The organism is Streptomyces sp. NRRL S-340, from assembly GCF_000720185.1.
Taxonomy (GTDB): Bacteria; Actinomycetota; Actinomycetes; order Streptomycetales; family Streptomycetaceae; genus Streptomyces.
In genome coordinates this window covers 35,555-49,886 of sequence record NZ_JOIY01000011.1, presented here as the reverse complement: position 1 = coordinate 49,886, position 14,332 = coordinate 35,555, and the positions used below count along the sequence as shown (strand labels likewise).

General features: G+C 72.0%; 15 protein-coding genes. 11 read left to right on the top strand and 4 right to left on the bottom strand.

The genetic code is table 11. From position 1 onward, the window contains the following. Positions 1 to 18: 18 nt before the first annotated feature. Entirely contained in the window at positions 19 to 702 is a 684-nt protein-coding gene (locus tag IG64_RS11190; RefSeq protein ID WP_078883933.1) for a glycerophosphodiester phosphodiesterase, read from the bottom strand. Between the two features lie 461 nt (positions 703 to 1,163). Here IG64_RS11190 and IG64_RS11185 point away from each other — a divergent pair, with 461 nt between their 5' ends. The 5 genes from IG64_RS11185 (at position 1,164) to IG64_RS11165 (ending at position 5,839) form a co-directional block, all read left to right on the top strand. Next, entirely contained in the window at positions 1,164 to 2,561 is a 1,398-nt protein-coding gene (locus tag IG64_RS11185) for a DUF6421 family protein (RefSeq protein ID WP_037854652.1), read from the top strand. Then, on the top strand, positions 2,558 to 3,361 hold the full coding sequence (locus IG64_RS11180; RefSeq protein WP_051812667.1) for an SDR family NAD(P)-dependent oxidoreductase: 804 nt from the start codon (positions 2,558 to 2,560) through the stop codon (positions 3,359 to 3,361). Before IG64_RS11185 ends, IG64_RS11180 begins: the two co-directional genes overlap by 4 nt. Continuing rightward, positions 3,358 to 4,431, top strand: coding sequence for a threonine aldolase family protein (locus IG64_RS11175; protein ID WP_037854649.1), 1,074 nt, complete (start codon positions 3,358 to 3,360; stop codon positions 4,429 to 4,431). Before IG64_RS11180 ends, IG64_RS11175 begins: the two co-directional genes overlap by 4 nt. Positions 4,432 to 4,524: 93 nt before the next feature. Beyond that, on the top strand, positions 4,525 to 5,118 hold the full coding sequence (locus IG64_RS11170; protein ID WP_037854647.1) for a transglutaminase-like domain-containing protein: 594 nt from the start codon (positions 4,525 to 4,527) through the stop codon (positions 5,116 to 5,118). Positions 5,119 to 5,137: 19 nt separating this feature from the next. Then, positions 5,138 to 5,839 (top strand): B3/4 domain-containing protein, encoded by a 702-nt coding sequence (locus tag IG64_RS11165; RefSeq protein WP_037854646.1) that lies wholly within the window; start codon positions 5,138 to 5,140, stop codon positions 5,837 to 5,839. A 62-nt stretch (positions 5,840 to 5,901) separates the two neighbouring features. Here IG64_RS11165 and IG64_RS11160 read toward each other — a convergent pair whose 3' ends face one another. Beyond that, positions 5,902 to 6,126 (bottom strand): hypothetical protein, encoded by a 225-nt coding sequence (locus tag IG64_RS11160; protein WP_078883932.1) that lies wholly within the window; start codon positions 6,124 to 6,126, stop codon positions 5,902 to 5,904. A gap of 113 nt (positions 6,127 to 6,239) precedes the next feature. Then, positions 6,240 to 6,968, bottom strand: a complete 729-nt coding sequence (locus IG64_RS11155) for a lysophospholipid acyltransferase family protein (RefSeq protein ID WP_037854645.1) — start codon at positions 6,966 to 6,968, stop codon at positions 6,240 to 6,242. Between the two features lie 263 nt (positions 6,969 to 7,231). Here IG64_RS11155 and IG64_RS11150 point away from each other — a divergent pair, with 263 nt between their 5' ends. The 5 genes from IG64_RS11150 to IG64_RS11130 all read left to right on the top strand — a co-directional run bounded on the left by IG64_RS11150 (position 7,232) and on the right by IG64_RS11130 (position 11,819). Further along, the gene (locus IG64_RS11150) at positions 7,232 to 7,558 is read left to right on the top strand and encodes a TlpA family protein disulfide reductase (RefSeq protein WP_037854643.1); all 327 of its coding nucleotides are present in this window, start codon (positions 7,232 to 7,234) and stop codon (positions 7,556 to 7,558) included. Positions 7,559 to 7,769: 211 nt separating this feature from the next. Beyond that, positions 7,770 to 8,288 carry a flavin reductase family protein gene (locus tag IG64_RS11145; protein ID WP_037854641.1) on the top strand — a complete coding sequence of 173 codons (519 nt, stop codon included), beginning with the start codon at positions 7,770 to 7,772 and terminating at the stop codon, positions 8,286 to 8,288. A gap of 234 nt (positions 8,289 to 8,522) precedes the next feature. Further along, positions 8,523 to 9,308: an electron transfer flavoprotein subunit beta/FixA family protein gene (locus tag IG64_RS11140; RefSeq protein WP_037854640.1), complete on the top strand. Its 786-nt coding sequence runs from the start codon at positions 8,523 to 8,525 to the stop codon at positions 9,306 to 9,308. 54 nt (positions 9,309 to 9,362) lie between these two features. Then, on the top strand, positions 9,363 to 10,325 hold the full coding sequence (locus tag IG64_RS11135) for an electron transfer flavoprotein subunit alpha/FixB family protein (protein ID WP_037854639.1): 963 nt from the start codon (positions 9,363 to 9,365) through the stop codon (positions 10,323 to 10,325). A gap of 189 nt (positions 10,326 to 10,514) precedes the next feature. Further along, complete coding sequence (locus tag IG64_RS11130; RefSeq protein ID WP_037854637.1) at positions 10,515 to 11,819, top strand: DUF6986 family protein; 1,305 nt, start codon at positions 10,515 to 10,517, stop codon at positions 11,817 to 11,819. Positions 11,820 to 12,098: 279 nt separating this feature from the next. Here IG64_RS11130 and IG64_RS11125 read toward each other — a convergent pair whose 3' ends face one another. Then, positions 12,099 to 13,172 carry a LacI family DNA-binding transcriptional regulator gene (locus IG64_RS11125; RefSeq protein ID WP_051812665.1) on the bottom strand — a complete coding sequence of 358 codons (1,074 nt, stop codon included), beginning with the start codon at positions 13,170 to 13,172 and terminating at the stop codon, positions 12,099 to 12,101. 204 nt (positions 13,173 to 13,376) lie between these two features. Here IG64_RS11125 and IG64_RS11120 point away from each other — a divergent pair, with 204 nt between their 5' ends. Then, positions 13,377 to 14,330 (top strand): ROK family protein, encoded by a 954-nt coding sequence (locus tag IG64_RS11120; protein ID WP_037854632.1) that lies wholly within the window; start codon positions 13,377 to 13,379, stop codon positions 14,328 to 14,330. The last annotated feature ends 2 nt before the right edge of the window (positions 14,331 to 14,332 follow it).

Sequence of the window (14,332 nt, the reverse complement as noted above, 5' to 3'; positions counted from 1 at the left end):
CCTCGCGCGGGCCGCGCGCTACGCGGTGAAGCGGCCGGTGCGCTTGATCTCCGGGTAGTCGGTGGTGGCGCCGTCCAGTTCCAGGGCGCGGACCAGCCGCAGGTGGTCCAGGGTGTTCACCACCCAGCCGATGATCCGCAGGTTTGCCGCGCGCGCGTGCTCGACGATCTCCAGGGTGAGTCTGCGGATGTCGAGCACGAGGGTGCCCGCGCCGGCCGCGATGGCGCGCTCGACGACCTCGGTGCCGTAGCGCTCGGCGACCAGCGCGGTGCGCGCGCCGGGGACCAGCCGGGCGATCTCGGCGATCGCCTCGTCGTGGAAGGACAGCACCTCGACGCGGCCCACGAGGTCGCGGCGGCGCATCACCTCGGCGAGCGCCTTCGCCGCCGCCACGTCCTTGATCTCGGCCTGCAGGGGCGTGTGGACGGCGTCGAGCACCTCCTCGAAGACCGGGACCCGCTCGCCGAGGCCCGCGTCGAGCGCCCGCAGTTCCGCGAGGGTCTTGTCCGCGATCGGGCCGCTGCCGTCGGTCGTGCGGTCCACTTCGGGGTCGTGCATGACGACGAGCGCGCCGTCCTTGCTCAGGTGCAGGTCGAGTTCGATGGCGTCGAGGCCGGCCTGCTGGGCGGCGACGAACGAACGGAGGGTGTTCTCGGGCTCCACACCCATGACCCCGCGGTGACCGATGGTAAGGAAGTTCAAGGTTCAACTCGCTTCCGTCGACGGCGGCTCGGCTCGCCCGCGGACCGGGACCTCGTCGTCCACGCGGCAGTGCCGCAGCCTAACGGTCCGCAGTCGCGATGCACCCCTGCGTACACGGGGCAGTGGGGTGACGGCCGGGCCACGGCGGGGCCGCATCCGCCCGGGCGGTCACCCCTGCGTGGGCGAGTCCTCGGGACGTTGACCGGGCGGGCCGGCGGAGCGGGCCGAACGGGGGGCGCCGCCGAGCCGGCCCGCCCGTGAGGCCGGAAACCGCCCCCGCGGCCCCCGGGGACGCATCACCCGACCGGCCTGGGGGTAGTCGCCGCCATACGGGTGTCGGACAGGAAAATGACCGGTGAAGGTGAGCGTCGGCAGGATATTTTCCGGGGGGCGCCCTTGCTGGAAGAAAGCTCATATGTATACGGTCTTCTTACGCGAGCTTCTCCCGTGGAGGATGGGTCATGACGGAAATTCTTGTGCAGGTGGGTGCGGAGGGACATGTCCCTCCGGTGAGCAGGGTGGTCGAGCACCCGGCCTGGCCCGTGCTCAAGGATGCCGTGGAGCAGATCCGGCCATGGCAGTCGAAGGACGGCTCCATCGACTTCGACCGCGAGGGCGCGCCCGCCCGCGAGGACGCCGAAGCCGCCGTGCGCCGCGTGACCGGCGCCGTCGAGGAACTGTCCCCGCTGCTGCCGCACGACGCCGCCTACCACCGCGCGCTCGTGGCGGACCTGCGCCGCTGGGCCGACGGCGGCTTCCAGGTGCCGGACTTCCTGGACTCGCTGCTCGCCTTCCAGCCCGCGGCCCACCGCGCGGACGGCCTCCAGCACCTGGTCGTCTTCCCGATGTACACGCAGAACGGCAACCCGGACCGCAACCTGGAGGCGGTCGTGCTGCGCATGGTCTGGCCGGACTGGCTGGCCGAGCTGGAGCGCACCCGCTACGACAATCCGCTCTTCTGCGGCATCACCTTCGAGGACTTCACGGCGGGCTACGACACCAACTCCGCCGTGCTCTTCCCCGAGACCATCGCCGTGCGTGAGGCGCCGGAACGATTCTCCTGGGGCGGCATCTTCTGCGACCGCGAGGCCGCCCGCTTCCGCCGGGTGACCGCCGCGGCCGTCGGCCTCCTGGGCCTGGAGCTGCCCGACGACATCGCCGCCATGGTCGACGACCAGAAGCGCTGCGAGGAGGCGTTCGTCCTGTGGGACATGGTCCACGACCGCACCCACAGCCACGGCGACCTGCCGTTCGACCCCTTCATGATCAAGCAGCGCCAGCCGTTCTGGATGTACGGCCTGGAGGAACTGCGCTGCGACCTCACCGCCTTCAAGGAGGCCGTGAAGCTGGAGGCCGACGGCGTCCCGCAGGCCCGTGACGTGCAGTACGCGGTCCTCTTCGACCGCATGTTCCGCTTCCCTGTCACCGGCGAGCGCGTGCGCAACTACGACGGCCTGGGCGGCCAGCTGCTCTTCGCGTACCTGCACAAGCACGACGTGGTGCGCTGGACCGACAACAAGCTCTCCATCGACTGGGAGCGCGCCCCGCAGGTCACCAACCAGCTGTGCGCCGAGATCGAGAAGCTGTACCGCGACGGCATCGACCGCCCGAAACTGGTGCACTGGTTCGCCGGGTACGAGCTGGTCGCCGCCTACCTCGCCCCGCACCCGGCCTCCAGGTGGGCCAAGGGCCCCGACGCCCTGGACCTGACCCGGCCGCCGCGCAAGCTCGTCGATGACGTGCTTCCGGACGAGTTTCCGCTCAGCATGTTCTACGAGGCACTGTCCAAGAAGCTGAAGAACGTGATCGCCTCCACCAAGGGCATCACGGCCGACAGCGCCGAGCGGGTCGCCGCATGAGCGACCGCGTCCGGAACACTGCTCCTACGGAGGCGAAGAAGATGGCGGGCAACGGGGCACTCAGCGGTGCGGTGATCGCGGTGGCCGGCGCGGGCGGACCCGCCGGCCGGGCGACACTGCTCAGGCTCGCCGAGGCTGGCGCGACCGTCGTCGGGGCGGACAACGACCCGCAGCGGCTGTCCGAGGCCGTGGACGCCGCCCGCTACGCGTCGGGCGGCGCGAGCGTCACCGGCGACACCGTCGACCTGCTCGACCTCCAGTCCACCCGGGACTGGGCGGCGCACGTCGAGAAGGACTTCGGGCGCGTCGACGGTCTGGTCCACCTCGTGGGCGGCTGGCGCGGCAGCGAGACCTTCACCAAGACCAGCCTGGACGACTGGGACTTCCTGGAGCTGCTGCTCGTCAAGACCGTGCAGCACACCTCCCTGGCCTTCCACGAGGCGCTCCAGCGCAGCGAGCGCGGCCGGTACGTGCTGATCAGCGCCTCGGGTGCCAGCAAGCCCACGGCGGGCAACGCCGCCTACTCCGCCGCCAAGGCCGCCGCCGAGGCCTGGACGCTGGCCATGGCGGACTACTTCCGCAAGGCCGGGAAGGCGGAGGGCGCCGAGGGACCGACGTCGGCGGCTGCGATCCTGGTGGTGAAGGCGTTGGTGCACGACGCGATGCGCGCCGAGCGTCCCAACGCGAAGTTCGCGGGCTTCACGGACGTCAAGGACCTCGCCGAGGCCATCACCGGCGTCTGGAGCAAGCCCGCCGCGGAAGTGAACGGAAAACGTCTGTGGCTGACCGAGCAGCCGTGAACCCTGCCAAGACCGACGCGCGCCGCCGTCACGACCCCGAGGTCCGCGGCTTCGCCAGCGACAACTACGCCGGCGTGCACCCCGAGGTGCTCGCCGCCCTGGCCCTGGCCAACGGCGGGCACCAGGTGTCCTACGGCGAGGACGAGTACACCGACCACCTCCAGCGCATCGTCCGCAGCCACTTCGGCGCGAGCGCCGAGGCGTTCCCGGTGTTCAACGGCACCGGAGCCAACGTCGTCGCACTGCAGGCCGTCACCGACCGCTGGGGCGCGGTGATCTGCGCGGAGAGCGCGCACATCAACGTCGACGAGGGCGGCGCCCCCGAACGCATGGGCGGCCTGAAGCTGCACACCGTGCCCACCCCGGACGGCAAGCTCACCCCCGAGCTGATCGACCGGCAGGCGTTCGGCTGGGAGGACGAGCACCGCGCGATGCCGCAGGTCGTCTCGATCACCCAGAGCACGGAGCTGGGCACGCTCTACACGCCCGAGGAGATCCGGGCGATCTGCGAGCACGCCCACGCCCACGGCATGAGGGTGCACCTGGACGGGTCCCGGATAGCCAACGCCGCCGCCTCCCTGGACGTCCCCATGCGGACCTTCACCAACGCCGTCGGCGTCGACATCCTCTCCCTGGGCGGGACGAAGAACGGCGCCATGTTCGGTGAGGCGGTCGTCGTCCTCGACCGGGATGCCGTCCGCCAGATGAAGCACATCCGCAAGATGAGCATGCAGCTCGCCTCCAAGATGCGCTTCGTCTCGGTGCAGCTGGAGGCCCTGCTCGCCAAGGACCTGTGGCTGCGCAACGCCCGGCACGCCAACGAGATGGCGCAGCGGCTCGCCGAGGGCGTACGGGCCGTGCACGGAGTGGAGATCTGCTACCCCGTCCAGGCCAACGGCGTCTTCGCCAAGCTGCCGCACGCGGTGAGCGAGCGGCTGCAGAAGCGCTTCCGCTTCTACTTCTGGGACGAATCCGCAGGGGTCGTGCGCTGGATGTGCTCGTACGACACCACGGAGGACGACGTGGACACGTTCGTGGCGGCGCTCAAGGAGGAGATGGCGCGGCACTAGAGCGAGGCGGTGCACCTCCCAACTATGCATAGTTATGCGATCACTCGGAAAGTCATTGACTGCTGAATGATCGCATTCCTATGCTCTGCGGCCATGGAGCTGATCCAGCACACCGCTGACCTGTCCGCCTATCTGGCCGCCGGCGAGGCGATCGACCACGATCACCCGGTGGTCCGCGAGGTCGCCGCCCGGCTCGCCGAGGGCGTGGCCGACTCGTATGCCTATGCGCGGTCCGCGTACGAGTTCGTGCGCGACACCATCCCGCACTCGCAGGACTCGGGCGACCCGCGCGTCACCTGGCGGGCCTCCGACGTCCTGCGGCTGCGCACCGGCATCTGCCACGCCAAGGCACACGCCCTCGCCGCCCTGCTGCGCGCCGAGGACATCCCCGCGGCGCTGTGCTATCAGAGGCTCGCCCGGGACGACGGCGCCGGCCACGCCCTGCACGGACTCGTCGCCGTCCGGTTCCGCGGCGCCTGGCACCGCCAGGACCCGCGCGGCAACAGGCCCGGTGTCGACGCGCAGTTCTCGCTGGCAGGGGAGCGGCTGGCCTACGTACCGGACCAGAAGTCGAATGAGATGGACTACCCGGTACTGTACGCTGAACCTCATCCGGTCGTGCTGAGTGCGCTCCAGGCCGCCCCCGACCGGGCCGCGCTGTCCGCAGCGCTCCCCAGCGAACTGTGACGTACGAGGCGGAGAGACCATGACGCTCACACTCACCGTGTCCGACGAGGTGCGCGCCCTCGCGCCCGGCTTCACCCACGTGGCCGTCGAGGCGCACGGCCTGGTCAACGGCCCCAGCACGGAGGCCGGCGCCGCGCTCCTCGACGACGCGGCCCGCCGCCTCGCCCTGCGCCTGGACGGGCGCGCACCGCACGAGGACCCGCACATGGCCGCCTGGCGCGAGACGTACACGGCGTTCGGATCCAAGCCGTCGCGCACCCGGAACTCGGCCGAGGCGCTGGCCAGGCGTGCCCTGTCCGACGCCGGGCTGCCCCGCATCAACGTCCTCGTCGACATCTACAACGCCGTCAGCGTCGCCCACCTGATCCCCGTCGGGGGCGAGGACCTCGACCGGATCCAGGGCGGCATGAGCCTGGTGCGGGCCGGTGGCGAGGAGGAGTTCGTGACCGTGGCGGGCGGTGAGGAGGTCGTCGAGCACCCCGACGCCGGCGAGGTTGTGTGGCGCGACGAGGCCGGGGTCACCTGCCGCCGCTGGAACTGGCGCCAGGGCCCGCGTACCCGTCTCACCGAGCGGACGGCCTCCGGCGTCTTCCTGCTGGAGAGCCTGGCCCCGATGCCCGTGGCCGACGTCGTCCGCGCCGCCGGTGAACTCGCCGAACTGCTGGAGAAGTTCAGCCCGGGCGCACGGATCACCGTGGGGGAACCGCGCTCCGCGTCCTGAGTCTCGGAGCTGCGAACCAAAAGGGTGGCCGACCCGTCGGACTTCCCTTTCGTCCGGAACTCTCAGGGGCGGCGGTACTGGTCGCTCATGGTCGGCGTGGTGTTGTGCATCGCCAGTGTGCTGTAGGAGGAGCGGTCCCGCCGGGCCTGGATCCGGCTGGCCTGCTCGATGAGCAGACCATCCGCGTTCTTGGTGGAACCGTTGCGGCGGCGCAGCAGCACGACGATCAGACCCACCACGATTGCGGCGAGCAGACCGAACATGACGGCGAGTGAGACCATGGACATCCCCCGTCCCCTTGTACGCGCCGGCCGTGACCGGCCGCGCGCGCGAAGTCCGCGGTGACCCGGCGGACCGTCAGTTTAGAGCGCGCCGTGGCCGGGGCACCACTGATCAGGCGTCAGAGCGCGGCCGCCGTCCGCAGTTGCTCCGGAGTGGGAGCCGTGCCGCCCAGGTGTGCCGGCATCCACCAGGTGTCCTCGGGGTCCCTCGGACGCACCGGATAGGCACGCTGGGCGGCCTCCAGCAGTTCCTGGACGCGCTCGCGCAGCCGGCGGGTGATGGCCCCCGCGTACTGGTCGCGCGGGGCTTCGACCGCCTCGCCGACGCGGACCGTGACGGGGGTGTGGCTGCGCCTGAAGTTGCGCGGGTGCCCCTTGGTCCACAGCCGCTGCGTGCCCCACACCGCCATCGGGATCAGCGGCACCCCCGCCTCCTGGGCCAGCCGCGCGGCACCCGACTTGAAGCTCTTGAGGGTGAAGGACTCCGAGATGGTGGCCTCGGGGAAGACCCCGATCACCTCTCCCGAGCGCAGCGAGTCCAGCGCGTGCGCGTAGGCCGCCTCGCCCTGGGCGCGGTCGACCGGGATGTGCTTCATGCCGCGCATCAGCGGACCCGAGATCCGGTGCCGGAACACCGACTCCTTGGCCATGAAACGGACCAGGCGCTTCTGCGGCAGGGCCGCCAGGCCGTTGAAGATGAAGTCCAGATAGCTGATGTGATTGCTCACCAGCACGGCGCCGCCCTGACGCGGTACGTTCTCCGAACCCCGGCAGTCGATCTTGAGGTCCCACACCTTGAACATGGTGCGGGCGAAACCGATGACGGGACGGTAGACAAGCTCGGCCATGGGCGGGGCGGACCCTTCTGTCTGCCAGGGACGGGGGACTCCCGGCGGAAGTTACGCAGCCGTAGGTTTACGGCATGCCGCAGATCGTGCCCCAAGAACGGCCGGGGAGCCAGTCCACGTGCCCGTCACCGGCGAGATCCTCGTCACGTCGATCGGCCGTCCGGGGCGCCCCCGCCGCCGGCCGGGAATCTCCGCGGGCCCGCGCGCGCTGAAGCGGAGCGGAGCAGGATGACGGCGAGGGACGGCGGAACGGGAGGGTACGCGTGCGCGGACAGGAGAGCGACAAGCGGCTGGGCGCGGCCGAGTTGGGGCGGGAACTGGGCGACCGCGCCACGCTGGTGCAGTTCTCCACCGCCTTCTGCGCACCCTGCCGGGCGACCCGCAGGGTTCTCGGCGAGGTGGCCCGCATGGTCCCGGGCGTCGCCCACATCGAGATCGACGCCGAGGACCGCCTGGCGCTCGTCCGCGAGCTGGACGTGCGGAAGACCCCCACCGTGCTGGTCCTCGACGCGGAGGGACGCATCGTGCGGCGCGCCACCGGGCAGCCCCGTACGGCGGACGTCGTCGCGGCCCTCGGGGATGCGTGGTGAGTCCCGTGCGCACGAGGGTGATTCAGGTCCCATGTGGTACGTACTTGACTGCACCCGCCACCTATCGTCAGCCTGACCGTATGCCTAGAGAACTCCTTCTTCCCGGCCGGCGCCAGGGGGCGGCGCTCCCGGCCCGCGGCGTGAGAGCGCGCTGTCCGGGCTGTTGAACAGCCACGGTTCCCGCGCGTCCCACCAGCAGAAGGACAACTCCATGACGGTCCCGTCCGACCTCGTCACTCCCGGCACCACCCGGCCTGCCTCCCCCGAACTGCTGCGCTCCGCCTTCCGGCGGCACGCGGCGGGCGTGGCGGTGATCACCGCGCGCGGTGCGCGGGGGCCGGTCGGCTTCACCGCCACCTCCCTGACCTCCGTGTCCGCCGAGCCGCCGATGATCTCCTTCGGGATCGGGACCGGCGCCTCCAGCTGGCCGGTCGTGTCCGGCACCGAGCACCTCGGCGTGCACATACTCGGTGAGCACCAGCAGGAACTGGCCGCCACGTTCGCCCGCAGCGGCGCCGACCGCTTCGGGGAGCCCACCGCCTGGCGGGACGGGCCGCAGGGGGTCCCGGTGCTCGACGGTGTCCTCGCGTGGCTGGTCTGCCGGGTCGTGGGACGGGTCCCGGCGGGCGATCACCGCATCGTGATCGCCGAGGTCGTCCTCGGCGACTGCCCCGGCACCGGCCGCCCGCTCCTCTACCACCAGGGCCGCTTCAGCGCCCTGCGGGACTGAGCGGGCGGTCCCCGGCCGCCCCGGCGCCCGTCCGCGGAACGGTCGAGTTCCGGTTACGCTGCGTTGCGAAGGTCACAGTTCAAAGCGCTTGCTTAGCGGGAAGGAACTGGGTGTACTGGCGAGTAATATCTCGCTCGGAGCGCGGGGTCGCCCCGACCGGGATCGGCCGCTTCAGGCGCCTATGCTGCCTGCAAGAAGGCAGCCCAGAAATGACGATGCAGTAGGAGAGCCGGCGTGAGCTTGAGGATCGTTGTCACTGTGAAGTACGTGCCCGACGCCACTGGCGACCGGCACTTCGCCGATGACCTGACCGTCGACCGGGACGACGTGGACGGTCTGCTCTCCGAACTGGACGAGTACGCCGTGGAGCAGGCCCTGCAGATCGCGGAGAACGCGGACGACGCCGAGGTGACCGTGCTGACGGTGGGCCCGGAGGACGCGAAGGACGCGCTGCGCAAGGCGCTCTCGATGGGCGCGGACAAGGCGATCCACGTCGAGGACGACGACGTGCACGGCACGGACGCGATCGGCACCTCGCTGGTGCTGGCCAAGGCGGTCGAGAAGGCCGGCTACGACCTGGTGATCTCCGGCATGGCGTCCACCGACGGCACGATGGGCGTGGTGCCGGCGCTGCTGGCCGAGCGGCTCGGGGTCCCGCAGGTGACGCTGCTGTCCGAGGTCTCGGTCGAGGACGGGGTGGTCACGGGCCGCCGCGACGGTGACACCGCTTCGGAGCAGCTCCAGGCGTCGCTGCCGGCGGTCGTCTCGGTGACCGACCAGTCCGGCGAGGCGCGTTACCCCTCCTTCAAGGGGATCATGGCGGCGAAGAAGAAGCCGGTGGAGTCCTGGGACCTGTCGGACCTGGACATCGAGGCCGACGAGGTCGGCCTGGCGGGCGCGTACACGGTGGTGGAGTCGGCGGCGGAGCGTCCCGCGCGGACCGCGGGCACGATCGTCAAGGACGAGGGCGAGGGCGGCAAGCAGCTCGCCGAGTTCCTCGCGGGCCAGAAGTTCATCTGAGCCCCGTCCGCTGTCCCCTCCCTCATCCGTCGCAAGCAGGAGAGAAGAAGTCCCATGGCTGAAGTCCTCGTCTACGTCGACCACGTGGACGGTGCCGTCCGCAAGCCCACCCTGGAGCTGCTGACCCTGGCCCGCCGCATCGGCGAGCCCGTCGCCGTCGCGCTGGGTGCCGGCGCCTCCGGCACCGCCGCCGCCCTCGCCGAGCACGGCGCCGTGAAGGTCCTGACCCACGAGGCCGCCGAGTACGGCGAGTACCTGGTGGTGCCGAAGGTGGACGCGCTGCAGGCCGCCGTCGAGGCCGTGTCCCCGGCCGCGGTCCTGGTCCCCTCCTCCGCGGAGGGCAAGGAGATCGCCGCCCGTCTGGCGCTGCGCATCGGGTCGGGCATCATCACCGACGCCGTCGACCTGGAGGCCGGCGCGGAGGGCCCGGTGGCCACCCAGTCGGTGTTCGCCGCCTCCTTCACCACCAAGTCCCGCGTCTCCAAGGGCACGCCGGTCATCACGGTCAAGCCCAACAGCGCCGCCGTGGAGGCCGCTCCGGCCGCCGGTGCGGTCGAGGCCCTGGACGTGACGTTCTCCGGCCTGGCCACCGGCACCAGGATCACCGGCCGCACGGCGCGTGAGTCGACGGGCCGTCCGGAGCTGACCGAGGCCGCGATCGTGGTCTCCGGCGGACGCGGCGTCAACGGCGCGGAGAACTTCGGGATCATCGAGGCGCTCGCCGACTCGCTCGGCGCGGCCGTCGGTGCCTCCCGTGCCGCCGTCGACGCCGGCTGGTACCCGCACACCAACCAGGTCGGCCAGACCGGCAAGTCCGTCTCGCCGCAGCTCTACATCGCCAACGGCATCTCCGGCGCGATCCAGCACCGGGCCGGCATGCAGACTTCGAAGACCATCGTCGCGGTCAACAAGGACCCCGAGGCGCCGATCTTCGACCTCGTCGACTACGGCGTCGTCGGCGACCTCTTCGAGGTCGTCCCGCAGCTCACCGAGGAGATCAAGACCCGCAAGGGCTGATCCTGCGGCCCCCTTCCCGGGGCCGCCCGGGCCAGGCCCCCGTGACCGCACCGGTCACGGGGGCCTCGGCTTGTCCGGGCCGGGCCGATGGCCCAGGCTGCGGACAGGTGTTGACCGCCGGGAAGCTCCACGGATAGCTTCGTACTGCGGATTATTGATTCCGCACAACGGAAAACTGGAGGGTGTGGAATGGGTCAGGGCCAGCAGGAGACGGTGGCGACGAGCCTTGCGGGCGCCGTCAGCGAGGAGATCAGCGCCTCCCTCGCGCCGGTCGACGCCGAGCTGGAGCGCTGCTACCCGGGCGATCCCGGCACCCGCCAGCCCGTCCACACGGTGTACGTCCCCGGTGACGCCTTCGCCGCCGACACCATCCGCTCCTGGGGCGACCGGGCGCTCGCCGCCCTCGACGAGCACGCCCCCGACGCCGCGTCCTTCGCCGCGGTCCTCGGCCTCGGCGACGAACTCGCCGAGCCGGTCTACTCCCGCGTCCGCGCGAAGCTGGAACGCGAACCGATCGAAGACCTCCGCATCGACTTCGAGGACGGCTACGGTCCGCGCCCCGACGCCGAGGAGGACGAGACCGCCGCCCGGGCCGCCCGGCTGGTGGCCGAGGCGTACGCCGAGGGCACGGCCGCGCCGTACATGGGCATCCGCATGAAGTGCATGGAGGCACCGGTACGCGACCGGGGCATCCGCACCCTCGACGTCTTCCTCAGCGGTCTGATGCGGGCCGGCGGACTGCCCGACGGACTGGTCCTGACCCTGCCGAAGGTGACGTACCCCGAGCAGGTCACCGCGATGGCGCGGCTGCTGGAGGCCTTCGAGAAGGCCCACGGGCTGGAGCCCGGGCGGCTCGGCTTCGAGATCCAGATCGAGACCAGCCAGTCCATCCTCGCCGCGGACGGCACCGCCGCCGTCGCCCGGATGATCGGGGCCGCCGAGGGCCGCGCCACCGGCCTGCACTACGGCACCTTCGACTACAGCGCCTGCCTGGGCGTCTCCGCCGCCTACCAGGCCAGCGACCATCCCGCCGCCGACCACGCCAAGGCCGTCATGCAGGTCGCCGCGGCCGGCACCGGCGTCCGGGTCTCGGACGGATCCACGAACGTCCTGCCGGTCGGCCCCACCGAGAAGGTCCACGACGCCTGGCGCCTGCACTACGGCCTGACCCGCCGCGCCCTGGCCCGCGCCTACTACCAGGGCTGGGACATGCACCCGGCGCACATCCCCACCCGGTACGCGGCCGTGTTCGCCTTCTACCGCGAGGGCTTCGAGCAGGCGGCGGGCCGCCTCGCCCGCTACGCCAACCGGGCCGGCGGCGACGTCATGGACGAGCCCGCCACGGCCAAGGCGCTCAGCGGCTACCTGCTGCGCGGCCTGGACTGCGGCGCCCTGGACATCGCCGAGGTCGCCCGTCTCACGGGCCTGACCCGGGCCGATCTGGAGGGCTTCGCCGCCCCCCGCCGCGGCGACCTCACGGCGTCCGCGCAGTAACCCCGGATCAGGCATCGCCGCCGCGGCGGGCGGAGCCCGGCGGTGGGGGTGGCCGACCGCCCCCCGCCGGCCGGGTTGTCCGCCGCTCTGCCGCTCCGGCGTCCTGCGGACCTGCCGGAGCGCGGACGGACGGACAGGTGCGTCGTCCCGTGGCGCCGGTCGTGCGGTCGGACCCCGCGGGTGCCGGCCGGACGGCAGGGGCCGGTCGGTCCCGCCTTGTCGGCTTCGCCCGGCCGGTTCCGCCTTCCGGCTTCGCCCGGCCGGGGCCGGGTGGAAGCGTCAGGGCGAAGGCGGCAGTTCGCCCGAACCGCGCTGGACGAGCCGGGTCGGCAACTCGATGCGTTCCGGGGCCAGCTGGGTGCCCTCCAGCTGGCGGAAGAGCCGTTCGGCCGCGGTGCGCCCGAGGGCTGCCGCGTCCTGGGCGACCACGGTGACGCCCGGCTGCAGCAGGTCGGCGAGTTCGATGTCGTCGAAGCCGACGAGCGCGACCGGCCGGGACAGCCCGGCCAGGACACGGATCACGGTGACCGTCACCCGGTTGTTGCCCGTGAAGACCGCGGTGACCGGGTCCGGCCCGGACAGCATCTCCTCGGCCGCCCGGCGCACCCGCTCCGGATCGGTGACGCCCAGCGACATCCAGGAGTCCTGGACGGTTATGCCGGCGTCCTCCATCGCCGCCCGGTAACCGCGCAGGCGTTCGGCCGCGGTGTGGATGCGGGGCATGTCGCCGATGAAACCGATCCGGCGGTGGCCGTGGGCGATCAGGTGGGCGACGCCGTCGCGGGCGCCGCCGAAGTTGTCCGAGAGGACGACGTCCGCGTCGATCCGCCCGGCCGGGCGGTCCACGAACACCGTCGCCACGCCCGCCCTGATCTCCGGTTCCAGGTACCGGTGGTCGTCGCCGGCCGGGATGATGACCAGCCCGTCCACCCGCCGCGCGCACAGCGCCAGGGCCAGCTCCTGCTCACGGTCCGGGTCCTCCGCGCTGGAACCGTTGATCAGCAGGGCCCCGTGCGCCCGGGCCACCTCCTCCACGGCGCGGCTGAGCGGACCGTAGAACGGGTCGGCGAGGTCCTCCAGGACGAGCCCGATGCTCGCCGTGCGCCCCTTGCGCAGCACCCGTGCGCTGTCGTTGCGGCGGAAACCCAGCGCGTCGATGGCCTCCTGGACGCGCCGCTCGGTGTCCGAGGTGACGCCGGGCTCGCCGTTGACGACGCGTGAGACGGTCTTGAGGCCCACGCCGGCCCGGGCCGCCACGTCCTTCATCGTCGGACGATTGCCGTACCGTGTCCCGGACGCGCGGTCCGTGGCACGGTCGGCGGGGCGGTCTTCTCGGCGGGCGGTCTCTGGCACGATGCGGCGTCCTGTCCTGTCGTCCAACGGGGGTGTGGCGGCCCCTGGGTGCGTAAGAGGATGTGGCGTCGAGCATAGAGCCTGGACAACGTTGTCATACCCGCGAGAGACTGTCCATCGCATACTCGGTCCGCACTCCCATCGCGCGACCGGTCTGCGCCCACCTCTTGGCTCTTTCATGGTTGACGGGGAGATCTGACTCTGATGCACACCGACCTCGTGGCCGCGCTCGACATCGGCGGCACCAAGATCGCCGGCGCGCTGGTGGACGGCCACGGCAGCATCCTGGTGCGCGCCCAGCGCGCCACGCCCGCGCGGGAAGACGGCGACACCGTCATGCGGGCCGTGGAGGACGTGCTCGGCGAGCTGAGCGCGTCGGAGCTGTGGGGCAGGGCCACGGCGCTGGGCATCGGCAGCGCGGGCCCGGTGGACGCGTCCGCCGGCACGGTCAGCCCGGTCAACGTACCGGGCTGGCGCGGCTACCCGCTGGTGGAGCGGGCGCGGGCCGCGGCCGGCGGGCTGCCCGTGGAACTGATCGGGGACGGCGTGGCCGTCACGGCCGCGGAGCACTGGCAGGGCGCGGCCCGCGGGCACGACAACGCGCTGTGCATGGTGGTCTCCACCGGAGTGGGCGGCGGTCTCGTCCTCGGCGGCCGGGTGCACCCGGGTCCGACGGGCAACGCCGGCCACATCGGTCACATCAGCGTCGATCTGGACGGTGACCTCTGCCCGTGCGGGTCGCGCGGGTGCGTGGAGCGCATCGCCAGCGGCCCGAACATCGCCCGCCGCGCGCTGGAGAACGGCTGGCGTCCGGGGCCCGACGGGGACGACACGGCCGCCGCGGTGGCCGCCGCGGCCCGCGCGGGCGACCCGGTCGCCGTGGCCTCCTTCGAGCGCGCCGCCCGGGCCCTGGCGGCGGGCATCGCGGCGACGGCGACCCTGGTGGAGATCGACATCGCGGTGATCGGCGGGGGAGTGGGCAAGGCGGGGGACGTGCTGTTCGACCCGCTGCGCCGGGCCCTGACCGACTACGCCACGCTCTCCTTCGTCCGGCGCCTGACGGTCGTCCCGGCGCAGACGGGCACGGACGCGGGGCTGGTGGGGGCCGCGGCGGCGGCGCTCACCGGACAGGCGGACGCCGCCGCGGCCGGAGTCTGACC